Genomic DNA, 21,974 nt, shown 5'->3' on the forward strand with positions numbered 1-21,974 from the left:
GGAACGACATGACGACCACCCTCATCCCCGATGGCCTGCGCACGCGCGTGCGCCAAGCCGAACGCATGCTGATCGGCGGCGACCGCGTCGAAGCGGCCGACGGCGAGACCCTGGACGTGGAGGACCCCTCGACCGGTGAGGTCGTCGCCCGGGTCGCCGCAGGCGGTGCGGAGGACGTCGACCGCGCCGTCCGCGCGGCCCGTGCCGCGCTGACCGGCCCGTGGCGGCACATCACCCCGCAGGAACGCGGCCGGCTCCTGTGGCGGCTCGGCGAACTCGTCGAGCAGCACGCCCAGGAACTCGCCGAACTCGAGTCGCTCGACGTCGGCATGCCGATCAACGAGGCACGCTTCGTCGACGTCCCGTTCTCGGTCGACATCCTGCGCTACTACGCGGGCTGGCCCACGAAGATCACCGGAGACACCATCCCGGTGTCCTTCCCGAGGAACGCCGGCGGGCCGTACCACGCGTACACCGTGCGGGAGCCGGTCGGCGTCGTCGGGGCAATCGTCCCGTGGAACCTCCCGCTGATGATGGCGGTCAAGAAACTCGCGCCGGCGCTCGCCACGGGCAACACCGTGGTCATGAAGCCCGCCGAACAGACCCCGCTGTCGATCGCGCGCCTCGGTGAGCTCGTCCTGGAGGCGGGCATCCCCGAGGGCGTCTTCAACTACGTCAGCGGATACGGTGACGCGGCCGGCGCCGCCCTGGTCGAGCACCCGGGCGTCAACAAGATCACCTTCACCGGCTCGGTCGCGACCGGCAAGGCCATCGCCAGGGCGGCCACCGGCACGCTGAAGCGGGTCTCGCTCGAACTCGGCGGGAAGTCGCCCAACGTGATCTTCGCGGACGCCGACCTGGACGCGGCGATCGCCTCGGCCGGCACGGCGATCTTCGCCTGCCAGGGCGAGAGCTGCGTCGCGGGTTCCCGCCTGTACGCGCACCGCAGCGTCTACGACGACGTGGTGGCCGGGCTGGCGGACCGGGCCGGCGGCATCCGGCTGGGACGCGGCCTGGACCCGTCGACCGAGATGGGACCGTTGATCTCGGCGGAGCACCGGGAAAAGGTGCTCGGCTTCGTCGAACTCGGACGCCACGAGGGCGTCGAGGTCGTGGCGGGCGGCGAATCCTGGGGCGAGCAGGGGTACTTCGTCCGGCCGACCGTCCTGACCGGCGTCCGGCCGGACTCACGGATCGCACGCGAGGAGATCTTCGGCCCGGTGCTGTCGGTCTTCCCCTTCGACACCGAGGAGGAGGTGCTGCGGCTCGCCAACGACAGCACGTTCGGCCTGGGCGCGGGCGTGTGGACCGGCGACGTGCGCCGCGCACACCGGGTCGCGGCCGCCGTCGAGTCGGGCCAGGTCTGGGTGAACTGCTACCAGGCGGTCGACGCCGCCCTGCCGTTCGGCGGGTACAAGCAGTCCGGGTGGGGTCGCGAGACCTGCAGGGAGAACCTGGACGAGTACCTGGAACTGAAGACCGTCGTGGTCTCCCTCTGAGGCGCCGGCCATGTCCACCTACGACTACGTCGTCGTCGGCGGCGGTACGGCGGGCTGCGTCCTGGCCGCCCGCCTCTCGGAGAACCCGGACGTCACCGTGCTGCTCCTGGAGGCCGGTGGGGACGAACGCCGCCCCGACGTCGAGACCCCCGGCGCCTGGCCGGCGCTCCTGGGCGGCGACGCGGACTGGTGCTACGAGACCACACGGCAGGAGGTCACCGGCCGGTCCGTGCCCGCGCCCCGCGGCCGCCTGCTCGGCGGGTCCGGTTCGATCAACGTGATGGCCCATCTGCGCGGACACCGCGCCGACTTCGACGGGTGGGCCGCGTCGGGCGCCAAGGGCTGGGACTACGACAACGTCCTGCCGTACTTCATGCGGTCCGAGGACGTGCCGGGCGGCGACCCGGGCTACCGCGGCCGGGGCGGGCCGCTCAGGCCCCGGCCCGTCGCGTCGCCGCACCCGCTCACCGACGCCCACCTCGAAGCCGCGCGCCGCGCGGGCCACCGGGTGGCCGCCGATCTCAACGACGGACAACTGCCGGGCGCGGGCCGGCACGACCTGCTGATCGTGGACGGGCGGAGACAGAGCACGGCCACCGCCTACCTCCGTCCTGCCATGGACCGTCCCAACCTCACCGTGCACACCGGCGCCCTGGCGCGGCACCTCGTCGTGCGGAACGGTCGGTGCGTGGGCGTCGCGTACCGGCGGGACGGCGGGCCGGAACGGGCGACCGCGGCCGAGGAGGTCGTACTGACCGCGGGCGCGGTCGGTTCGCCCCGGCTGCTGATGCTCTCGGGCCTGGGGCCGGAGGCAGAGCTACGGGCTCTCGGGATCGGGCCGGTGGCGGACCTCCCCGGCGTCGGCCGCAACCTGCAGGACCACGTGCTGCTGGCCGGGATCAGGGTCCGGGCCGAGCGGCCGTTGCCGCCGCCGAGCGGCAACTACGCCGAGTCGACGATCTTCGCGAAGACGGACGCCGCGCAGGTGGCTCCCGAACTGCAGATACTCCAGGTACAGGTGGACTACCGCATGCCCTGGCAGAGCCCGGTCGGCAACGCCTTCTCGTTCGGCGTCGGCCACATGCGTCCGCGGAGCCGGGGGAGTGTGCGGCTCGCCTCGGCCGATCCCGACGTCCCCCCGCTGATCGACCCGCGGTACCTGAGCGAAGCCCACGACCAGGACCAGCTGATCGCCGGCATCGAGGAGGTCCACCGGCTCGTCGGCACCGGCGCGTTCGACGCATGGGGGGTGCGGTCCCAGACCGAGGACCTTCTGCGGCTGGACCGGCCCGCACTGGAGTCGGCCGTGCGGAACGCGGTGAGCAGCTTCTTCCATCTGTCGGGTACGTGTCGCATGGGCTCAGGGGACGACGCGGTGGTCGACCCGGAGCTGCGGGTCCACGGAGTGCGGGGCCTGCGCGTGGCCGATGCGTCCGTCATGCCGGCCATCGTCTCGTGCAACACGAACGCGGCGACCGTGATGATCGCGGAGAAGGCCGCCGATCTGCTGCGGGGCAGGGTTCGCGCCGACGTCCGGTGACGTCGTGACGCCACGCAGCGTGGTGAGGAAGGCGGGGCGTCGCAACGCAACGTGATGGAAACTGCAAGGGCATCGCGATGTACCACGGGCTGGTGGACACTACCGGCGTGGACCGTCATCCAACAGCCGAGAGCGGTACGTCCGAGTCCGCGGGAGCGCTGCCGCTGGAGCTCACGCGGTTCATCGGACGTCGACGGGAGCTGGCGCTCACGCGCCACGCACTGGAGCGGGCGCGCCTCGTCACCCTGACGGGGACCGGGGGAGTGGGCAAGACCCGGCTCGCCCTGCGGATGGCCAGGGAGCTCGCACGGGCTTTCGAGGACGGCGTGCGGTTCATCGCACTCGCGGACCTCCGGGACCCGGCCCTGCTGGGACACACGGTCAACACCGCCGTCGGGATCCGCGAGACCTCGGCGCGATGGCAGCTCGACACCCTCGTCGAGCACCTGCGGGACCAGCAGACGCTGCTGGTGCTCGACAACTGCGAGCACCTGGTCGAGGAGACCGCGGGACTCGTCGACGCGCTGCTGCGCCGGTGCGAGCGGCTGACGGTCCTGGCGACCAGCCGCCGGGCGCTGAACATCGACGGCGAGGCGGCGGTTCCCGTACCCCCGCTGTCGACGCCCGACCCGCAGCGCACCCTCACCCAGGAGGCCATCGCCGAGAGCGAGGCGGTCAGTCTCTTCGTGGACCGCGCGTCCGCCGCGGTGCCCGGCTTCGTACTGACCCCCGAGACCGAGGTCCAGGTCGCCGAACTGTGCCGCCTCCTCGACGGGATCCCACTGGCGATCCAGCTCGCGGCGGTCCGGCTCCGGGTCCTGCCGCTGCCCGAGTTGCTGGCCCGCATGGGCGACCGGTACCACCTGCTGACCCAGGGCAGCCGTACGGCACCTGCCCGGCACCAGACACTGCGGGCGTCCATCGACTGGACCTTCGACCTGTGTACGCCGGCCGAGCGGCTGTTGTGGAGCCGGCTGTCCGTGTTCCAGGGCGGATTCGGGCTCGACGCCGCGGAGGCCGTCGCCTGCGGTGGCGACATGGACCGCGCGTCGGTGTTCGACCTGGTCGCCGGATTGGTGGACAAGTCGATTCTCACCAGGGTCATGGACTCGACGGAGCCGCGCTACCACATGCTCGAGACCATCCGGCAGTACGGCGCCGAGCGGCTGGAGAGCGGTGAGTCGGCCGCGCTGAGCCGCCGGCACCGGGAGTGGTTCGTCGGGCTCGCCGAAGGCGCCGACGCCGACTGGTCGGGGCCGCGTCAGGTCGATTGGCTGCAACGGCTGCGCCGGGAGTACGCGAACCTGCGCGCCGCGCTGCACTCCTGTCTGGCCGAGGCGCCGAGGAGCGGAATGCGGCTCGCCTGTTCGATCGAGAACTTCTGGCTCGCCCGCGGCTTCCTCAGCGAGGCCAGGCACTGGCTCGGCCAACTGCTCGCCGCCGCTCCCGAGCCGACCGCGGACCGGGGGCGCGCCGTCAGGCTGAGCGCGTGGATGGCCATCCTGCAGAGCGACTACGACATGGCGGCGGCGCACCTCGAAGAGGCCGAGCACATCGCCCGCCGTACACAGGACGCGCTACTGGGCGTCTTCGTCAGACAGACCTGGGGGCTGCTGGCCGTGTTCAGGGGCGACCTGGGCTTCGCCGCCGGCCGACTGGAGGCGTCCGTCGCGGAGTTCGCAGGCCTGGGCCATCGCACCGGCGAGATCCACTCCACCTTCGAGGTCGGTCTCGCGCTGAGCTTCGCCGGGGAGAGCGCGCGTGCTTCCGAGTGGCACCGTCGCTGTCAGCGGGTGACATCCGCGGTCGGTGAGTCGTGGTGGCACTCGTACTCCCTCTGGGCGTACGGCGTCGAGAGATGGCGCCAAGGGGACACCGCCATGGCAGCCGAGCTGGAGCGGGAGAGCCTTCGGCTCAAACGCGGGCTCGACGACAGACTGGGCATGGGGGTCTGCCTGGAGGCGATGTCCTGGATCGCCGCCTCCGACGGTGAGGCGGAACGGGCAGCGATTCTCCTGGGAGCGGCGGACGCGCTGCTGCGGACGGTGGGCATGCCGCTCGAAGGCATTCCGCAGCTGTGGGCGTACCACCTCAAGGGCGAGGGCGACGCTCGCCGAAGCGTGACGGAACGGCGCTTCGGCAGCGCCTATGCCTCGGGCGCGGCGCTGAACCCGGACATCGCGGTGGCCTGGGCCCTGAACGAGATCACGGAAGCCCCCGGGCAGGTGCCGGAGCCGGACACCGACCCCCTCACCAGGCGAGAGCGCGAGGTCAGCGAGCTGGTGGCCGAAGGCCTGACCAACCGTGAGATCGCGTCACGGCTGGTCATCTCCGTACGCACCGCGGAGAAGCACGTCGACAACATCATGTCCAAACTGGGTGTGGTCAACAGGACCCAGATCGCCACCCTCATGACGGCGTCGCCGCAGGCGTCTCCGACCGTGTCCTCGCACCCGTGAGCCGGATCGGTGCACGGATGCCCCGGCGACCTTGGCGTGCGACGGCCAAGGAGAGGGGTCACTCCGGCCAGGCGGAGTTCTCGATCACCTCGACGAAGTCCGTGCGCCGGAAGCCGGGCACGAAGTGCTCCAGGACGTCCGCGTTCACGGTGCCGAAGGTGGTGTCCGGACGGTGCCTGAACCCGTCGGTGAACGCCTGGAGGATCTGCTTCTTGAAGTCCGGGCGGGGATGGGCCGCGGTGACCGCGTCGATCTCCGCCGGGGTGATGCGGGCCAGGTTCAGACCGAGCACGTCCGTCTCGACGCCCGCGGTGGTCGCCGCGATCTCCGGCGCCAGCCGGTACGGGACCTCCGGGGTGGTGTGCAGCGCGACGGCCGTCCACACGGTGCCCGCGTCGGCCTCGGGCACGCCGTGAGCGAGCAGAAACGCCCGTGCCTGGTCCGCGCCGTCCATCTCGAAGCGCTGGTCGTCGCTGCGGTAGGGCGGCACCAGGCCGGTGTCGTGGAAGAGCGCCGCGACGTACAGCAGCTCCGGGTCCGGCCGCAGGCCCAGGGCGGCGGCCTGGAGACTGCCGAACAGGTAGACGCGCCGCGAGTGGTGGAAGATCAGCGGCGGTGTGGTGTCACGGACGAGTTCGGTCGCCTCCCGCGCGAGCGAGCTGTCGGGGATGTCGATTCCAGCGATGGTCTCCGTCATGGCGGTCCTTCCGGGACGGTGGCTGTCGTGTCGGTCCCACCCTGTGCCGGACGGCCGGGACGCGTCCGCTCCCCGATGGCCAGGAACCCCTCGGAACCGGTCACGACTGCCGTTCGGTGGTGGCGAAGCGCTGCTGGTACCGGATGGGCGACAGTCCCAGGTGCCGGGCGAAGGCCCGGCGCAGGCTCTCGTAACTCGGGAAACCCGATCGGGTGGCGGCCTCCGTGGCGTTGTGCCCGGCGTCGAGCAGGGCCTTGGCCATGTCGAAGCGGATCAGCTCCACGTACTTCATCGGGGTGGTGTCCAGCTCGGCCCGGAACATGCGCGTCAGATGCCGTGGACTGACCCGCACGCGGGCGGCCAGCGCCTCCAGGCCGTGGTCCGCCGTCGGATCGCCCTGCACCGCCTCCTGGACCGCTCGCAGCACCGGCGTGCGGGGAGCCGGGCCCTGGAGCGAGGCGGAGAACTGCGACTGGCCGCCGGCCCGCTGCATGTACACCACCAGCGACCGGGCGACCCGGCGGGCCAGGGCGGGACCGTGGTCCTCCTCCAGCAGGGCGAGGGTGAGGTCGATGCCCGCGGTCACGCCCGCGGACGTGTACGTCCTGCCGTCCTTCACGAACAGCGCGTCGGCCTCGACCCGTGCCGACGGACACCGGCGGGCCAGCGTCGTGGTGTGCTGCCAGTGCGTGGTCGCGCGCCTGCCCTCCAGCAGCCCCGCCGCGCCCAGGACGAAGGCGCCGGTGCACACCGAGGCGATGCGCCCCGCCCGGTCCGCCAGTGCCTTCGCGGCCGCGCCGAGAGCGGGGTCCACGGGGGAGCCCGGCAGCGCGTCGCCGCCGACCACGACCAGCGTGTCGAAGGCGGCGGCCTGTGCGTCCGTGTCCGCCGGCACCCGCATGCCGATCGACGAGGACACCGGCGACCCGTCCGCCGAGACGATGCTCAGCCGGTAGTCGGCGCCGAACCGGTTGGCCTCGCTGAAGACCTCCGCCGGACCGGACAGGTCGAGCAGCTTCATACCGTCGAACACGAGGAAGCCCACCCTGTGCGGTCCCGCTGTCCCCGCTGTCATCGCTTCCCCCACCACCGGTTATTCATGACCCGTCCGTTATGAGTGAAAAATAAAGTATGCCGGTTATCGACGTAACGTGGCCGGCGCGGACCAGTCACCTCGCCGAGGTCCTCAGGCGGTGGCCGGCCGCCTTGGCCTGGTTGCCGCAGCGGCGCATGGAGCACCACTTGCGCGGTCGGCCGCCACCGGAGTCGAGGCAGAGCATCCCGCACACCTCGGAGGCGCAGGCGGTCAGCCGGGACCGGCGTGCGTCGTCGGTCATGAGGTCGATGAGGTCCCGTGCGACGAGCGACAGCAGGGCCTCCTTGGTCAGCCTCCGGCTTCCCTTCGGCGCCCACTCGCCATCGGCCGTCAACTCCAGTCGAGGTGCCGGAGGTTCGGTCCGGGCCAGGCGATTGACCAGGTCGACCGACCGCTGCCGCGGCCGGTGCCCGTCGACGGCACCGGAGGCGATGTCGTGGGCGGCCGCGCGCAGTGCGTGCAGCGACCGCAGGACGTCCTGGGGGTCGTACCCGTCCTCCAGCGTCACCCCCACCCCGTGGCACCAGGCTGCGAGGCGTTCGGCGTCGCCCATCCGCTCGATGGGGGCCTCGGGCCTGCGGCCCACGGTGGCCACCAGGTTCAGGCAGAGGGTTCCGGCGTCGAAACGAAGCTCCCGGAGCCGAGCGGTGACTCTTCTGCGGGGCGCATCGTGCTGCACGGCATCCATGGTTTCATAGTAACCGTTTATATGGTTATCAAGAGAGTGGGGCGGAGCCATGCGTGTCGCGGTGATCGGGGCGGGCGGCGTCGGAGGCTATTTCGGGGCCCGGTTGGCCGCCGCGGGGAACGAGGTCACCTTCGTGGCCCGCGGAGCGCACCTCGAGGCCATACGGCGGTCCGGGCTGGTCGTCCACAGTCCCCTGGGCGAGTTGCGCACCTCGCCCGAGTCCGTCGTGGCGAGCATCTCGGAACTGGGCCCCACCGATCTGGTCCTCGTCGCCGTCAAGCTGTGGGACACCGAGGATGTCGCCGAGCAGCTGCGGACCTCGGCGGCGCACGGCGCGCCGGTGCTGTCCCTGCAGAACGGGGTGCACAAGGACGCCGTCCTGCGCGGCCGGCTGACGGACGAACAGGTCCTGGGCGGGGTGTGCTTCATCTCCGCCTTCATCGAGGAGCCCGGGGTGGTCAGGCACAACAGCACCCTGCAGAGAGTCGTTCTCGGCCCCTACCGGTCCGGCCAGTCGGCGACCAGCAGGACCGTGCTCGCCGCGTTCCGGGACGCGGGGATCGACGTCGAGGCGAGTGACGACATCGAGAGGGCGATCTGGGAGAAGTTCGTGTTCCTCGTGGGCCTGTCGGCGACCACGGCGACCGTCCGCCAGCCCATAGGCGTCGTCCGCGCCGACGAACACAGCCGACGTCTCCTGCGCGACGTGATGGCCGAGACGGTGGCCGTTGCGCAGGCGTCGGGAGTACGGCTGGACAGCGGCTTCGCCGAGGACCGGCTCGACTTCTGCGACACGCTCCCCGCGACCATGACCTCCTCCATGCACAACGACCTGGAGAAGGGCAACCGGCTCGAACTGCCCTGGCTCAGCGGGGGAGTGGTGGACCTGGCCGACCGGCTCGGGGTTCCCGTTCCGCGCAACCGGACGGTGACCGACGTCCTCGCGCCGTACGTACTCGGCCGGCCGGCCGGATCGTGACCGGTGGGCCGGCCTACTTCCCCACCCGGGCGAGGAAGTCCCGGATGTGACCGGTGATCTCCTCCAGGTGGGTCTCCAGGGCGAAGTGCCCGGTGTCGAGAAGGTGGATCTCGGCGTCCGGGAGGTCGCGCCGGAACGCGTGGGCGCCCTCGGGGCCGAAGATCTCGTCGCCCGCCCCCCACACGGCCAGCAGCGGCACCCGCGTGTCACGGAAGTACTGGTGGAGCCGGGGGTAGAGGTCGACGTTGGTCGGGTAGTCGCGGAACAGCGTGAGCTGGACGGCGTCGTTGCCCGGCCGGTCGAGCAGCGCCTGGTCGAGGGCCCAGGCGTCGGGGCTGACGAGGCTCCGGTCGGGGACCCCGTTCAGGTACTGCCAGCGGACCATCTCGGGGGTCAGTGCGGCGCGGGCGGGAGCCTCCGTCTCGGGGGTCGGGTCGTCGGTGTAGGCGAAGAGACCGTCCCAGAACTCCTTGACGAAGCCGTCGGTGTAGCCGTTGCCGTTCTGCGTGACGATCGCGGTGATGCGCTGCGGGCTCCGGGTGGCGATCCGCCAGGCCACCGGCGCCCCGTAGTCCTGCACGTACACCGCGAAGCGCGCCACGCCGAGCTGGTCCAGGAGGCCGACGGTCACGTCCGTGAGGGAGTCGAAGCTGTAGTCGAACGCGTCCACCGCGGGCATGTCCGAGTACCCGAAGCCGATCATGTCGGGCGCGATCACGTGGTAGGTGTCCGCGAGCTTCGGGATCAGGTCGCGGAACATGTGGCTGCTCGTCGGGAAGCCGTGCAGCAGCACGACGGCCGGTGCCCGCGGGTCGCCGGCCTCCCGGTAGAAGACGTCCAGGCCGTCGACGGTGGCGGTCCTGTGGTGCACGGCGACACTCATGGCAACCCCTTAAGTTGGCTTTGGTGGTTAGGTAGAGTCCAGCACTCATGGGGTAACCTGTCAAGTGTTCTTAAGTGGTTAGGCAGGTCTGTTGTAACCTGCCGATGTCGACGAAATGGTCAGGGGTGCAGGCGGTGACCGACAGGGCCGCGGAGGACGTCCTCCTGGAGCTGCTCAACACGACTCCCGTGGTGCGCGGCTCGGTGAGCGACGCCCTGGGCACGCCCGCCGAAGGCCGCGCATGGGCGCGCGGCCACGGCGGGAGCGGCTCGGACGACGAGGTCGCCTTCCTGGTCGCCGTGCGGGGCGTCCTCCAGGACGTCGTCCGGGGGCGGCGGGACCCCGAGTCCCTGGGCGCGTTCCTCCAGGGCGTCAGCAAGGTGCCGGCCATCGAGGACGGCAGGCTGGAATGGGTGCTTCAGGTGCCGGACACCCACCGCCTGGCCGTGGAGCTGCTGCTGACCTGGGCGCGCGTCGAGGAGGCCAGGCCGGGACGGCTCAAGCCGTGCGGCAACCCGGAGTGCCGGCGCTTCCTGCTGGACCGGAGCAAGCCCAACAGCGCCCGATGGTGCTCCATGGCCGAGTGCGGGAACCGGATGAAGGCCCGGCGGCACTACCAGCGCGTCAAGGGCTCCCAGACGTAGGGCAGGCCGTCCGGCGTCAGGCCGCCGCCGGCACCTCGTGCTTCCAGAATCCCGAGAAGGTGATGCGCTCCTTCGGCAGGCCCAGGCGGTGCAGGTGCCTGCGTCCCTCGGTGGCCAGGGTCGACTCGCCGACGACGAAGGCGTACCCGGACGCGTCCGCGCGGGTCAGCCGGCGCAGCTCACCCAGCGCGGCGGCGCCGGGGACCGAGGTACTGTCCCGCCGCACGACCCAGGAGACGGTCACACCGGCCGGGGCGTTCAGTCCGCGGCGGTCGGCGTCCGTGGGGATCTCCTGGATGAGGCGTCCCACGGTGCCTTCGGGGAGCGAGCGCATGATGCTCGCCGCGGCGGGCAGCCCGGTCTCGTCGGCCACCACGGTGACCTCGGAGGCGTCCTGCGGGCAGTCGAAGAGGATGCCCTGGTCGAGCAGGGCGAGCGCGTCCCCGGGCCGGGCGCCGCAGGCCCAGATCGCGGCCCTGCCCTCGACCTCGCCGGTGGGCCCGCGGTGCACGACGAAGTCGATGTCCAGCTCGGCCGTCGTCCGCCGGTAGTCGGCCACGGAGTAGTTGGCGCAGTGCGGCCGCTCGTCCTCCGGGATGGCGAGGTACGGCTGCCACCACTGCGAACCCGTGAACTCCGGCAGGCGCAGGCCCCGTTGGTGGGGCAGCTGGAGGAACAGGCGGAACCAGTGGTCGTACCCCAGCCACGGAAAGCCGCCGAGCTCCGGTCCGGTGACCGTGACGCGCTGCATGGACGGGGAGACCCGTTCGCTCCGCACCACGCGGGCGCGGAACATCTCAGGGTGCTGGGGCGTGAGCCGTCGAACCTTCGCCATGTAGGCAAGGCTAGCCTAAGTTGACGAGTCGGTGATCTCCAGGCGGGCGCCCACGGTCCGGTCGGACGCCGGGCCCGTCTCCAGCTCGACCAACCCCGGCTCCACGGCCGGGCGGAGGTCGCGCCCCACCGAGGCCAGCGTGTCCGCGCCCACCTCGAAGACCGCGTCGGCCTCGTCGCCGGGCGCGATGCGCAGGCGGACGAAGCCCCGCAGTTCGCGCACGCGCGGCCAGGACGTCCCCCCGGACAGCCGGCGCACATACAGCTGCACCGTCTCCTCGGCCGGCCGGGCCCCCGTGTTGCGGACCGTGACCCGGCAGGTCAGGCGCGGGTCGTCGGCGCCGACCCGGGAGTGCGACAGCCGCGGCGCCCCGTAGGCGACGCTCGTGTACGACAGACCGTGCCCGAAGGCATGGCGCGGACCGGCGCTCTGGTCGACGTACCCGCGGTAGCGGTGGTCCTTGCCGTTGTAGTGGACGGGCAGTTGGGCGGCCGACCGGGGCACGGAGACCGGCAGCCGACCGCGCGGCTCGGCGTCGCCGAACAGCACCTCGGCCACCGCACGCCCGCCCCGCGGCCCGGGATACCACGCGCTCAGCACCGCCGCCGCGGGCGCGTCCAGCTCGGGCAGCGCGTGCGGGCGGCCCTGGACCAGTACCACCACGACCGGGGTCCCGGTCGCCGACACCGCTGCCAGCAGCGCCCGTTGTCCGGGCGGCAGTGCCAGCTCCGCCAGGTCGACCCCCTCGCCGCACGTCGTGCCGGACGGCGTCCCGGCACCGGTGACTGCCGCCCCGTTCGCATCGAAGACCATGTCCGCGGAGCGGGCACTGGAGCCGCCCAGCACCAGCACGGCCACGTCGGACCCGGCCGCCAGCGCGACGGCCGCCGGAACGTCCGACACGTCGTCACCCACCAGGCCGCACCCCCGGCCGTGCACCACCTCGGTGCCGGGCGCGGCCGCCGCGCGGATGCCCGCCAGGACGGTGACCCCGCCGCCGGGCCGCTGCGGCGCCGTGTAGTCGCCGATCTGCTGGGCGAGGGAGTCGGCGTTCGGGCCGAGGACCGCGATCCGCCGCACCGCACGGGACAGGGGGAGCACGCCGCCCTCGTGGGCGAGCAGGGTCACCGACGCAACCGCGAGGCGCTCGCCCAGCTCGACGGGATCCGGCAGGTCCACGGCCTCGGACGCGGCCGGAGGCAAGGGCTGTTCGAACAGGCCCAGGCGGAACTTCAGCGTGAGGACCCGCGCCACCGCGGCGTCCAGGCCCGACTCGGACACCAGACCGCGTTCCACCGCCTCGCCCAGCCGGGCGAAGGAGTCGTCCCACAGGCTCAGATCGCACCCGGCGTCCAGGGCCAGCGCCCCGGCCGACACCGGATCGCCGGTCAGCCGCACCAGCCGGTCCACCGCCGTGCCGTCCGCCATGACGACGCCCTCGAAGCCCCACTCCGTACGGAGCAGATCGGTCAGCAGGTACCGGTTGGCGACGCAGGGCAGGCCGTCGAACTCGTTGTAGGCGGCCATCACCCCGGCCGCGCCCGCGGCCACCCCGGCCCGGGCCGCCGCGAGGTGCACCTCGTGCAGTTCGCGGGCCCCCAGCTCCGTCGCCGCGCTGTTGCGGCCGCCGACCGTGGCGCCCTGCCCGGCGAAGTGCTTGAGGACCACGGCCACCCCCGCCCGCCCCGCGCCCTCGACCAGCGCCTCGGTCATCCGCGCGGCGAGGTAGGGGTCCTCGGCGAAGCACTCCTCGCTGCGCCCCCAGCGCGGATCACGCACCAGGTCGAGCGCCGACACCAGCGCGATGTGCGCGCCGCGCGCCCGTACTTCGGCGGCCGCCCCGGCCACCGCGTCCGCGTACAGCGCCGGGTCCCAGGTGGCACCGACCGCGAGGTTCACCGGGAGCACCGTGCCGTCCAGCGCCTGGTGGCCGTGCGGCATCTCCTCCACCAGCAGGGCGGGTATGCCGAGCCGCGTATGGTCCATGACGTACCGCTGCACGGCCGCCGCCGTCCGCGCCCCGTCCCGCGTGTCGAGGCCGTCCGCGAAGCCGACGCCGGACCAGGCGTCGGCCCGCTGCAGTCCGTACAGCGCTCCCATGCCGTCGAAGGCGGCGACCTCGGCGCGAAAGGCGTCCGTGAGGCGGTGACCGTCCCCGGCGCGCTCGTAGGCGTCCCAGCCGTACATGCGCTGGTTGAGCTGGCCGACCTTCTCCGTCAGGGTCATGCGGCCCAGCAGGTCACGCACGCGATCCGGCACCGGTGCGGCCGGATCGCGGTAGCGCGGGACGGTCATCGCAGCTCCAGCACCGCGACGCCGTAAGCGTCGAGCGGCACGTCCTCGACCGGCGCGCCGTCGCTCAGGGCGTGCAACTGCCCCTCGGCGGCCGGACGGACCACGAGCGGCTCGGGACTCTGGCTGACCAGCCACACGAAACGGCGGCCGTCGGCGTGGACGAGGACGTCCGCCGAGACGTGCGGATCGGCGACCGTGACGGGCCGCCGCACCCCCGCCACCTGCGCGAGCGCCGCGTACAGACGCTGGGTGACATCGGGGTTGACGCGTGCGGTGCGTGCCGCCATGTGCTCCAGCGGATAGGTGGCCAGCACCGTGCGGCCCACTCCCGTCTCGTTGACGATCAGGGCAGGCCGGCCGTGGGCGTCCACGGCCACCACCCGGCCCGCCCGCGGTACGACGGGCAGGTAGGCGCGGCTGTCCTCGTTCCCGGCGACCGGGAAACGCAGCACCTCGCCGGCGCGCAGGCCGCCGAAGTCCTCGGTGAACGTCATCTCCAGCACGTCGTCATCGATCGGCTCGGCGACACCGTAGGACAGCTGCAGTTCGACGCCGAACAACCCGTCCAGGTCGTCGAACCAGGGGCCGCGGGTGGCCGGGTGTTCGCCGGAGCAGAACGACAGATAGACGGTGGCGCCCTCGACGGCCCGGCGGGCCAGCTCCCTGCGGGTGCGGGTGGTGAGCTGCCGCGTGGCGGGAAGCAGGTAGAGCGACGCCTCGCCCGGCAGTCCGTCGGCCTCGCGGGTCAGGGCCACCGGCAGGTCGGCGGCGCGTGCGGTGACGTAACCCTGGTGCAGGGACGTGAAGATGAGGGGCCGGTCGGCCGGGCGGCTGTAGGGATAGCCCCGTTCGAGGAAGGCGGGCACGACCAGGGCGGCGTCGGCGTCCGACCGGGAGCAGCGCGGGAAGTCCACCGCCTTCAACACCGCAGCGAAGGCGGCGAGTTCCCGCAGTGGCTCCTTGGGCGCCCCGGCGGAGTCGGTGATGCCGAAGTGCATCTCGAAGGGGTGGTGGTCGTAGGGGGACCGGTCCCACAGGTCGTCGTAGTCGGTGTTGTTCCAGGCGAGCCAGCCGGTGGCGCCACCCAGCAGCGAGTTGTGCAGGGTCTGCCGGTAGAAGACGCCCGCGTTGGCGGCCGAGACGGTGTCGGTGGACAGCCCGAACTCCTCCAGCACGACGGGCTGTCCGGTCACCGAGGCCAGCTCGCACTCGAAGGCGGCCCGGTAGTGCTGCCGCGGCCGGTCGGTGTCGGAGCGGTACACGTGAGGGCCCACGAAGTCGACGTACTCGGCCGTCTCCCGCAGCGAGAACCCGTTGTCGCGCCCGGTGACCTCGATGCCCCACGCCCCGTCGCCCAGCGACACCGGCTGCCTCGCGCCCGTCGCCCGCACCGCGTTGCACATGGCCTGGGCCCACGCGGTCACCACGTCCGAGGACGGCGGGTCGACCTGGTAGATCCGCCCGTACCCGGGCATCTCGTTGGTGATCAGCCAGCCCGTCACGGCCGGGTGGTCCTTGAAGCGCCGCGCCATGCGGGAGACGAACCACGCCTGGCGGCCCACCATCCACACGTCCTCGTACAGGTCGCGGTTGCCGCGCCAGGCCGGGTCCCAGTTCTCGCCGGACATGTGGCCGACGATGAACGTCGGTATGGTCCCCATGCCCGTCTCCACGTGGGCGTCGAGGAAGTCCTCGAAGCGCGCGCACAGTTCGTCGTCGATCCGGTCGGGCTCCGGGTGGAAGTCCGGCCAGTAGAAGAAGGACCTGGTCGTGTTGAGGCCGTGGTCGGCGAGCACCCGCAGTTCGTCGCGGACGGTCTTCGGGTCGTAGTTCCGCCACATCAGCGGGCCGCCGGTGCGGGACCAGAAGTTGGCGCCGAGCCAGGGCAGGACGTCGGGCTGGTGGGTGAGCTGGGCGCTGTGGCGTCGCATGGTCCTTCTCGGGTGGTGGGGGTGCGGATGGTGCGTGGCCGCGGTCCGCCGCGGCCGGGTGGTGGTCAGATGGGCGCGGGCCCCGTGGACTCGCGAACGACCAGGCGTGGCCGTTCGGCGAGGGCGGCCTCCTCGACCTCCTCGCCGCACAGGGCAAGGAGCATGCGCGCGGCGGCCGCGCCCACCCGCTGCACCTGCTGGTCGACCGTGGTCAGCCGGGGGTGGAGCCAGGAACCGAGCGGCAGGTTGTCGTAGCCGACGACGGACACGTCCCGGGGGACGGCCAGTCCGGCGCGCTGCGCGGTGCCGATGCCGCAGACGGCCATCGAGTCGTTGGCGTACACGATCGCGGTGGGCCGGTCGGCCGCGTCGAGGAGGGCTTCGGTGGCGCCGACGGCGCGGCGCTCGCTGAAATCGGTGGGCAGGACCGCGAACGGGCGCAGGCCCGCCTCGCGCAGGGCACCCTCGAAGGCCGCCCTGCGCACGCGGGTGTGCTGGAGCTCGGGCGGTCCGCTGACGTAGGCGACGCGCCGGTGGCCGAGGTCCAGCAGGTGCGCGACGGCCTCGGCGATGCCCGCTCCTTGGTCGCGCAGCCCGACGCGCGGGACGACGGCCGTGTCGTCGGGCGAACCGAGCAGCACCGCCGGCAGCCCGAGGCGGGCGAGCAGCGCGGGCCGGGCGTCGTCGTCGCGGGCGTCGGTGAGCACGGCGCCGTCCACCCGGCCCTCGGCCGCGAGCCGCTCGTACAGCGCGTTCTCCTCGCGGTGACCGCTGATCAGGTGCAGCAGCAGACCGTAGCCCCGGGGTGCCAACTCGCCCTCTATGCCGGTGATCAGTTCACTGAAGTGGGGGTCGGAGCCCAGTACGTCCGTGGGGCGCCGCACCACGAGGGCGAGGCTGCGGGTGCGCGCGTTGCGCAGCGCCGCTGCGGGGGCGCTGGGCGACCAGCCCAGCTCCAGCGCGGCGTCGAGGATCCGGCGGCGGGTCGCTTCGGAGAGCCGGCCCTTGTTGTTGAAGGCCTGGGACACGGCGGCCGTCGACACTCCGGCCGCTGCCGCGACCGCCTTGATGGTGGGCCGGCGTCCGGCCCGCTCGGTGGAGACGCTCACATCTTCACCGCCCCGCTGACCAGGGCCTGCTGCATGCGCTTCTGGAGCAGGGTGTAGACGAGCCACACCGGCACCAGGGTCAGCACCGTGCCCGCCGTCAGCACGCCGTAGTCCGTGCCGGTGATCGACTTCAGCGTGGGCAGGGCGACCTGGACCGTGCGCTGCGCCGGGTCGGGGCCGATGATGACCAGCGAGTACAGGTATTCGTTCCAGAAGGTCAGGAAGTTCAGCAGCAGCACGGTGGCGATGCCCGGCAGGCACATCGGCGTGTAGACGTGCCGCAGCACCGCGAAGGTGGACGCCCCGTCCAGCCGGGCGGCCTCCTCCATCTCCGGCGGGATGGTGCGCATGAACTGCACCAGGATCACCACCGACAGCGGCAGCGCGGTGGCCGGGAGGAACAGCACCATGAAGATCCGGGTGTGGAACAGACCGGTGGCCGCCGCGAGGAGGAAGGTGGGGAAGAGCGCCGCGAACGTCGGGATCAGGAAGCCCAGCGAGAAGACCTTCTCGACCACGCCCGCCAGCCGCCCGGTCGAACGCGCCAGTGCGAACGCGGCCGGGATCGCCAGCAGCAGCGTGAGCGCCAGCGAGAACAGCGTCACCAGCGCCGAGTTGACGACCGCGAGTCCGAGGTCGGCGCTCTCGAAGGCCGTCCGGAAGTTGCCGAAGTCCAGCGAGGACGGCGGGGCGAAGGGGTGCGCGAAGATCTCGTCGTTCGACTTGAACGCCGAGGCGAGGAAGTAGTACAGCGGGACGACGAGCAGCACCGCGTACGTCCACACCAGTATGTGGGCCGGGAGCCAGCGCTTGCCGAGCTTCATGAGTGCTGCTCCGATCAGTAGTTCTGGCGGAAGACGCGGCGGATCGTCAGCAGCCCGACGAGTCCGGCGAGGAAGAGGAGGACGCCGACGGTCTGGCTGTAGCCGAGGTCGGCGGCGATGAACGCCTTCTGGTAGACGAGGAACGACAGCGTGGTGGACGACGTACCCGGGCCGCCCTGCGTGAGCAGCAGCACGTGCTGCGCCGAGCCGAACAGCGTCCACAGGAACTGGAGCATCGTCACCACGCCCACGTAGTCGCGGATGACGGGGAAGTGGACCGACCACATCGTCCGCCAGTGCCCGGCCCCGTCCAGCTGGGCGGCCTCCCCGAGCTCGTCCGGCACACTGCCCAGCCGCGCGGCGAACAGGACGGCGGTGAAGCCGATGCCGGCCCAGATGTCCAGGGCGATCAGACACGCCAGGGCCGTCGACGGCGAGGCCAGCCAGGCGTCGGTGAGGGAGCCGAGGCCGATGCCCTCCAGCCCTCCGTTGAGCAGGCCGTCCGGGGAGAGGGCCGCGTAGAAGACCATCGCCTTGGCGGGCGTCGAGATGAGCCCCGGGATGAAGAGCAGGTACCGGATGACCCGGTGTCCGGGCGGTCGCTGGGCCACGTAGTACCCCAGCATGTACGCGCAGACGATCATCACCGGCACGGCGACGGCCAGTTGTACGGCGGTGTTGCGGACCGCGTCCCAGAACACCGGGTCGTCCAGCACCACCCGGGCGTTGTCGAGACCGGCGAAGGACACCGGCTGGAGCATGCCCGGCCAGCGCAGGGCCGCGATCACGAAGATCGCGAGCAGCGGCCCGACCATGAATACCAGGTACCACACCAGCGCGGGCACCGCGAGGACGGTGCCGCCCTGCCGGGGCCGGCGTCCGGCCGGGGCGGGGGAGGCGGGCGGGGCGGACCTCGGGGCCGCGCTCCCGGCCGGCGTCGTCGTGAGCGTCGTCATGCGGTGACTCCCGGAGAACGGGTGGAACGGGGGAGGGGGACGAGGGGGACCCGGGCGGCGGGACCGGTGGCGTACGGGCGGCTCATGCGGACCGGTACGCGGACTCGAGGGCGGCGCGCACCCGGGCCGGGCTGGTGCCCCGGGTGAACGACGTGCTGGTCGCGGTGATCAGCGGTTGCGCGGCGGCGGGCGGGACGTACACGTCGGGCAGCAGGACCTGGCTCACCTCGGAGCCGAGCCGCTGGGCCGCCCCGACCAGCGGGAAGCCGGTGGAGACGGCGTCCGTGCGCAAGGCCATGTCCCGGCCGCTCTCCGTCACGAACCGCGCCACCGTGTCCTCCCGGTACATGAACCGCAGGAACTTCTCGACGTGCTCCATCTTGCGGACGCCGTTGGGGCTGATCCAGAAGCCGATGAGGGTGTAGGCGCGGATGACGGTGGGACCGTCGTGCGCGGCCCCGTCGGCCAGCGGCCAGCCGCCGACCTCCGTGTGCCGGGCCACCTTCTCGGGCACCTTGGCCAGGGCGGAGGACATCGCCGACTGGACGGCCGCCTCCTCGGTGTTGAACTGCGTGGTCATCGAGTCGGAGGTGAGGCCCTGGGCCTTGTCCGCGAACACACCGGCGTCGCGCAGGTGCGTGAAGTACTCGATGCCCAGGCGCGCGCCGCGGCCGCCGAAGTCACCCGTGGTGTAGACGTGCCGGGCCTCCTCCTGGGACAGGAACGTCTGGATGATCTGCGCCAGCAGCTTCTGGCCGGTCCAGTCGTTGCCGCCCACGGTCACTGGGGCGATGCCCTTGGCGCGCAGCTTGCGGGCCGCGGCGATCAGCCGGTCCCCCGTAGTGGGGATCTCGTCGACCCCGGCCCGGTCGAGCAGGGCGCGGTTGTAGGCGACGGGCCAGTTCGTGGCGAAGTAGGGGAAGGCCCGGACCCGGCCCTCGTCGTCGGTCCAGTCGGCCAGGGCGGCGGGCAGGACGCGCCCGCGCAGCCCCCAGTCGTCGAGGTAGGGCTTGACGTCGACGGTCGCGCCGACGTCCGTCCAGGCCAGCGTCTTGTCGTAGAGGTTGACCATCACGACGTCGGCCTCCTTGCGGGCCAGCCGTGAGGTCTCGTAGACCTGCGCGAGGTCGTCGCCGTTGACGAGGTTCTTGACCTTCACCCCCGGGTTCTCCTCGCGGAAGCGGTCCACGGCCGCGAGATACGTGGGGGAGCCGGGCGCGGTGGTGCCGAGCTGGGTGTGGACGACGAGGGTGTCCGGGTCGGAGTCCGCCGACGCCAGCGACGAGCAGCCGGACAGAGCGGGCAGGGCAGCGGCCGCGGCCAGACCGGAACCGGCGGCGAGCAGTTCGCGCCGTGTCAGCGATGAGCGCACAGGGGTGGTCTCCAACCAAGCGGTTAACGATTGGTTAATCGATGTACCTCGTGAGGTGCGAGGACCATATGGAGTGCAGAGACCACGGTCAAGGGAGTGCCGCGGGGAGATTCCGTACCCGCTCGGGACGCGGGCTGCCCGGTCAGGCCGGTGCCGCGTCCCCGACGGTCAGGCCGGTGCCGCGTCCCCGACGGTCAGGCCGGTGCCGCGTCCCCGACGGTCAGGCCGGTGCCGCGTCCCCGACGGTCAGGCCGGTGCCGCGTCCCCGACGGTCAGGCCGGCGCCGCGTCCCCGACGGTCAGGCCCAGCCGGTCGGCCACCGTCGTGAGGGCCGGTCCCAGCGGGAGCGCGATCCGGGTGACGGCCAGCCGGTCCCCGCGGGTGGCGTCCCGGTTGACGATCAGGACCGGCTTGCCCGCCTCGGCCGCCTGGCGGACGAAGCGCAGCCCGGACATCACCGTCAGCGAGGAGCCGAGGACCAGCAGCGACGACGCCTCGCGCACCAGCTCGCGGCAGTGCTCGACGCGCCGCGGCGGCACGTTCTCGCCGAAGAACACCACGTCCGGTTTGAGGATGCCGCCGCAGACCGTGCAGGGCACCACCCGGAAGTCCCCGACCTGCTCGTCGGTGAGGTCGGCGTCGCCGTCCGGGTTGATGCCGGCGGCCACCGGTGAGAAGCCCGCGTTGGCCGCCTCCAGCCGCCGGGCCAGTTCGCGGCGCGGGCTGAAGGCACCGCAGGACAGGCAGAGGACCCGGTCCAGGCTGCCGTGGAGTTCTACGACGCCCTCGCTGCCCGCGGCCTGGTGCAGACCGTCTACGTTCTGGGTGATCACACCGGTGAGCAGACCGTGCCGCCCGAACGCCGCCACCGACCGGTGCCCCCCGTTGGGACGGGCGCGGCCGAAGGTGCGCCAGCCGAGATGACTGCGCGCCCAGTACCGGCGGCGGGCCTCGGACGAGCCGGTGAAGTCCTGGTAGGTCATCGGCGTGTGCCGGCTCAGGCTCCCGCCCTCGCCCCGGTAGTCGGGGATGCCCGACTCCGTGGAGATGCCGGCCCCGCTGAGCACCAGCACCCCGCCGGCGCGCAGCGCGTCGGCGACCGGCTCCAGGTCCGTGGTGCCCGGCGGCAGGTCGACTCCCGGGGTCCAGCTCAGAGTGGGGCGCATGCGCATGCGGCAAGGGTACGGAACGCGCCGCCGTCCCGGCCGTGGCGGGGCGCGCGCCCCCGGACGGCTCCGCATGACCTTTTGAGTCCCGGGTGACAGACTTGCACTGTCCAGGGGGCCCCGAGAGGCCTCTGCCGGGAGAGGCGGCCTGGCGGGGAGTGGTCGATGTTCCGCAAGCGTCCCGCACCTGACGGTGAAGAGCTGCTCGCCCGGCTGGCCTCGCTGACCACACGGGCGAGGGAGCTCGCCGAGCTGCGGCGGTCACAGGTGGAGCTGGCGATCGCCCTGCAGCGCGACATGCTCCCCGCGGACCTGCCCGCCGTACCCGGCATCCACCTGGCCGCGTGCTACTCGCCCGCGTACGCCGGACTCAACGTGGGCGGCGACTGGTACGACGCCTTCACCCTCCCCGACGGCCGCATCGGCCTCTCCGTCGGAGACGTCCAGGGCCACGCCATCGACGCGGCCGCCTTCATGGGTCAGGTGAGGGTCGGCCTGCGGGCGCTCGCCTCCGTGACCAGCGAGCCCGGCGACCTCCTCGCCTGCACGAACGAACTGGTCCTCTCTCTCAACAAGGACCTGTTCGCCACCTGCACGTTCATGCGGTACGACCCGGCGACCGGCCTGCTGGAGAGCGCCCGGGCCGGGCACATCCCGTGCGTCCGGGCCACCGCGGACGGCAGGGCGGAGGTCTGCCGGGACGAGGGCGGACCGCCACTGGGCGTCCTGGAGGGCGCCGACTACCCGGTGACCCGGTACCGGTTGGGCACGGGCGGAGTGTTCGTCCTGGTCACGGACGGCGTGGTGGAGGGACCGTCCCTGAGCGTCGACGACGGCCTGGAGAGGGTGGTACGGCTGGCGAGCCTCGCCGCCGGCGTCGGCATGGAGGCGCACGCGCTGGCGGCCGCCGTGCTCAAGAACGCCGAGCTGATCGGGCACGAGGACGACGCGGCCGTGCTCGTCGTCGGCCATGACGGGCGTGCCGTTACGCCGTAGGGCGG

General features: G+C 72.3%; 18 protein-coding genes. 6 read left to right on the forward strand and 12 right to left on the reverse strand.

What is annotated here, in order from left to right; all coding sequences use genetic code 11:
- Positions 1–8: 8 nt before the first annotated feature.
- The 3 genes from ABS735_RS16525 (at position 9) to ABS735_RS16535 (ending at position 5,498) form a co-directional block, all read left to right on the forward strand.
- Complete coding sequence (locus ABS735_RS16525) at positions 9–1,499, forward strand: aldehyde dehydrogenase family protein (RefSeq protein WP_373905409.1); 1,491 nt, start codon at positions 9–11, stop codon at positions 1,497–1,499.
- Positions 1,500–1,509: 10 nt separating this feature from the next.
- On the forward strand, positions 1,510–3,039 hold the full coding sequence (locus ABS735_RS16530) for a GMC family oxidoreductase (protein WP_373905408.1): 1,530 nt from the start codon (positions 1,510–1,512) through the stop codon (positions 3,037–3,039).
- A 92-nt stretch (positions 3,040–3,131) separates the two neighbouring features.
- Positions 3,132–5,498: an ATP-binding protein gene (locus ABS735_RS16535; RefSeq protein ID WP_373905407.1), complete on the forward strand. Its 2,367-nt coding sequence runs from the start codon at positions 3,132–3,134 to the stop codon at positions 5,496–5,498.
- A 58-nt stretch (positions 5,499–5,556) separates the two neighbouring features.
- On the opposite strand, the gene ABS735_RS16540 is transcribed toward ABS735_RS16535, so the two are convergent.
- The 3 genes from ABS735_RS16540 to ABS735_RS16550 form a co-directional block, all read right to left on the reverse strand.
- Positions 5,557–6,195 carry an HD domain-containing protein gene (locus ABS735_RS16540; RefSeq protein WP_373905406.1) on the reverse strand — a complete coding sequence of 213 codons (639 nt, stop codon included), beginning with the start codon at positions 6,193–6,195 and terminating at the stop codon, positions 5,557–5,559.
- A gap of 100 nt (positions 6,196–6,295) precedes the next feature.
- Positions 6,296–7,270 carry a GlxA family transcriptional regulator gene (locus ABS735_RS16545; protein WP_373905405.1) on the reverse strand — a complete coding sequence of 325 codons (975 nt, stop codon included), beginning with the start codon at positions 7,268–7,270 and terminating at the stop codon, positions 6,296–6,298.
- A 94-nt stretch (positions 7,271–7,364) separates the two neighbouring features.
- Entirely contained in the window at positions 7,365–7,979 is a 615-nt protein-coding gene (locus tag ABS735_RS16550; protein WP_373905404.1) for a CGNR zinc finger domain-containing protein, read from the reverse strand.
- Between the two features lie 49 nt (positions 7,980–8,028).
- Between ABS735_RS16550 and ABS735_RS16555 the strand changes: the two genes are divergently transcribed.
- Positions 8,029–8,958 (forward strand): ketopantoate reductase family protein, encoded by a 930-nt coding sequence (locus ABS735_RS16555; protein ID WP_373905403.1) that lies wholly within the window; start codon positions 8,029–8,031, stop codon positions 8,956–8,958.
- A 13-nt stretch (positions 8,959–8,971) separates the two neighbouring features.
- Here the strand turns inward: ABS735_RS16555 and ABS735_RS16560 are convergent, their stop codons facing one another.
- Positions 8,972–9,841, reverse strand: coding sequence for an alpha/beta fold hydrolase (locus ABS735_RS16560; protein WP_373905402.1), 870 nt, complete (start codon positions 9,839–9,841; stop codon positions 8,972–8,974).
- Positions 9,842–9,975: 134 nt separating this feature from the next.
- Here ABS735_RS16560 and ABS735_RS16565 point away from each other — a divergent pair, with 134 nt between their 5' ends.
- Entirely contained in the window at positions 9,976–10,485 is a 510-nt protein-coding gene (locus tag ABS735_RS16565; RefSeq protein ID WP_373905401.1) for a CGNR zinc finger domain-containing protein, read from the forward strand.
- Positions 10,486–10,501: 16 nt separating this feature from the next.
- On the opposite strand, the gene ABS735_RS16570 is transcribed toward ABS735_RS16565, so the two are convergent.
- The 8 genes from ABS735_RS16570 to ABS735_RS16605 all read right to left on the reverse strand — a co-directional run bounded on the left by ABS735_RS16570 (position 10,502) and on the right by ABS735_RS16605 (position 20,979).
- A complete protein-coding gene (locus ABS735_RS16570; protein WP_373905400.1) occupies positions 10,502–11,320 on the reverse strand; it encodes a siderophore-interacting protein in 819 nt (272 codons plus the stop codon).
- A 15-nt stretch (positions 11,321–11,335) separates the two neighbouring features.
- On the reverse strand, positions 11,336–13,615 hold the full coding sequence (locus tag ABS735_RS16575; RefSeq protein WP_373905399.1) for a glycoside hydrolase family 3 N-terminal domain-containing protein: 2,280 nt from the start codon (positions 13,613–13,615) through the stop codon (positions 11,336–11,338).
- Positions 13,612–15,546, reverse strand: a complete 1,935-nt coding sequence (locus ABS735_RS16580) for a glycoside hydrolase 5 family protein (RefSeq protein ID WP_373905398.1) — start codon at positions 15,544–15,546, stop codon at positions 13,612–13,614. The genes ABS735_RS16575 and ABS735_RS16580 overlap by 4 nt, the downstream gene beginning before the upstream one ends.
- A gap of 65 nt (positions 15,547–15,611) precedes the next feature.
- Positions 15,612–16,655, reverse strand: a complete 1,044-nt coding sequence (locus ABS735_RS16585; protein WP_373905397.1) for a LacI family DNA-binding transcriptional regulator — start codon at positions 16,653–16,655, stop codon at positions 15,612–15,614.
- Positions 16,652–17,479 carry a carbohydrate ABC transporter permease gene (locus ABS735_RS16590; RefSeq protein ID WP_373905396.1) on the reverse strand — a complete coding sequence of 276 codons (828 nt, stop codon included), beginning with the start codon at positions 17,477–17,479 and terminating at the stop codon, positions 16,652–16,654. Before ABS735_RS16590 ends, ABS735_RS16585 begins: the two co-directional genes overlap by 4 nt.
- A gap of 14 nt (positions 17,480–17,493) precedes the next feature.
- Positions 17,494–18,435, reverse strand: a complete 942-nt coding sequence (locus tag ABS735_RS16595; protein WP_373905395.1) for a carbohydrate ABC transporter permease — start codon at positions 18,433–18,435, stop codon at positions 17,494–17,496.
- Positions 18,436–18,517: 82 nt separating this feature from the next.
- Positions 18,518–19,807 (reverse strand): ABC transporter substrate-binding protein, encoded by a 1,290-nt coding sequence (locus ABS735_RS16600; RefSeq protein ID WP_373905394.1) that lies wholly within the window; start codon positions 19,805–19,807, stop codon positions 18,518–18,520.
- 272 nt (positions 19,808–20,079) lie between these two features.
- Positions 20,080–20,979, reverse strand: coding sequence for an NAD-dependent protein deacetylase (locus ABS735_RS16605; protein ID WP_373905393.1), 900 nt, complete (start codon positions 20,977–20,979; stop codon positions 20,080–20,082).
- A 159-nt stretch (positions 20,980–21,138) separates the two neighbouring features.
- Here ABS735_RS16605 and ABS735_RS16610 point away from each other — a divergent pair, with 159 nt between their 5' ends.
- Entirely contained in the window at positions 21,139–21,969 is an 831-nt protein-coding gene (locus tag ABS735_RS16610) for a PP2C family protein-serine/threonine phosphatase (protein WP_373905392.1), read from the forward strand.
- The last annotated feature ends 5 nt before the right edge of the window (positions 21,970–21,974 follow it).

This window comes from Streptomyces sp. MMCC 100 (assembly GCF_041538145.2).
In the GTDB taxonomy this organism is placed as follows: domain Bacteria; phylum Actinomycetota; class Actinomycetes; order Streptomycetales; family Streptomycetaceae; genus Streptomyces.

What these genes read in the sequence shown, in the direction of transcription:
- ABS735_RS16575 (WP_373905399.1), bottom strand. Translation starts at nt 13,615, where the DNA reads ATGACCGTCCCGCGCTACCGCGATCCGGCCGCACCGGTGCCGGATCGC.
- ABS735_RS16570 (WP_373905400.1), bottom strand. Translation starts at nt 11,320, where the DNA reads ATGGCGAAGGTTCGACGGCTCACGCCCCAGCACCCTGAGATGTTCCGC.
- ABS735_RS16555 (WP_373905403.1), top strand. Translation starts at nt 8,029, where the DNA reads ATGCGTGTCGCGGTGATCGGGGCGGGCGGCGTCGGAGGCTATTTCGGG.
- ABS735_RS16545 (WP_373905405.1), bottom strand. Translation starts at nt 7,270, where the DNA reads ATGACAGCGGGGACAGCGGGACCGCACAGGGTGGGCTTCCTCGTGTTC.
- ABS735_RS16580 (WP_373905398.1), bottom strand. Translation starts at nt 15,546, where the DNA reads ATGCGACGCCACAGCGCCCAGCTCACCCACCAGCCCGACGTCCTGCCC.
- ABS735_RS16540 (WP_373905406.1), bottom strand. Translation starts at nt 6,195, where the DNA reads ATGACGGAGACCATCGCTGGAATCGACATCCCCGACAGCTCGCTCGCG.
- ABS735_RS16525 (WP_373905409.1), top strand. Translation starts at nt 9, where the DNA reads ATGACGACCACCCTCATCCCCGATGGCCTGCGCACGCGCGTGCGCCAA.
- ABS735_RS16560 (WP_373905402.1), bottom strand. Translation starts at nt 9,841, where the DNA reads ATGAGTGTCGCCGTGCACCACAGGACCGCCACCGTCGACGGCCTGGAC.
- ABS735_RS16595 (WP_373905395.1), bottom strand. Translation starts at nt 18,435, where the DNA reads ATGACGACGCTCACGACGACGCCGGCCGGGAGCGCGGCCCCGAGGTCC.
- ABS735_RS16605 (WP_373905393.1), bottom strand. Translation starts at nt 20,979, where the DNA reads ATGCGCATGCGCCCCACTCTGAGCTGGACCCCGGGAGTCGACCTGCCG.
- ABS735_RS16590 (WP_373905396.1), bottom strand. Translation starts at nt 17,479, where the DNA reads ATGAAGCTCGGCAAGCGCTGGCTCCCGGCCCACATACTGGTGTGGACG.
- ABS735_RS16610 (WP_373905392.1), top strand. Translation starts at nt 21,139, where the DNA reads ATGTTCCGCAAGCGTCCCGCACCTGACGGTGAAGAGCTGCTCGCCCGG.
- ABS735_RS16550 (WP_373905404.1), bottom strand. Translation starts at nt 7,979, where the DNA reads ATGGATGCCGTGCAGCACGATGCGCCCCGCAGAAGAGTCACCGCTCGG.
- ABS735_RS16530 (WP_373905408.1), top strand. Translation starts at nt 1,510, where the DNA reads ATGTCCACCTACGACTACGTCGTCGTCGGCGGCGGTACGGCGGGCTGC.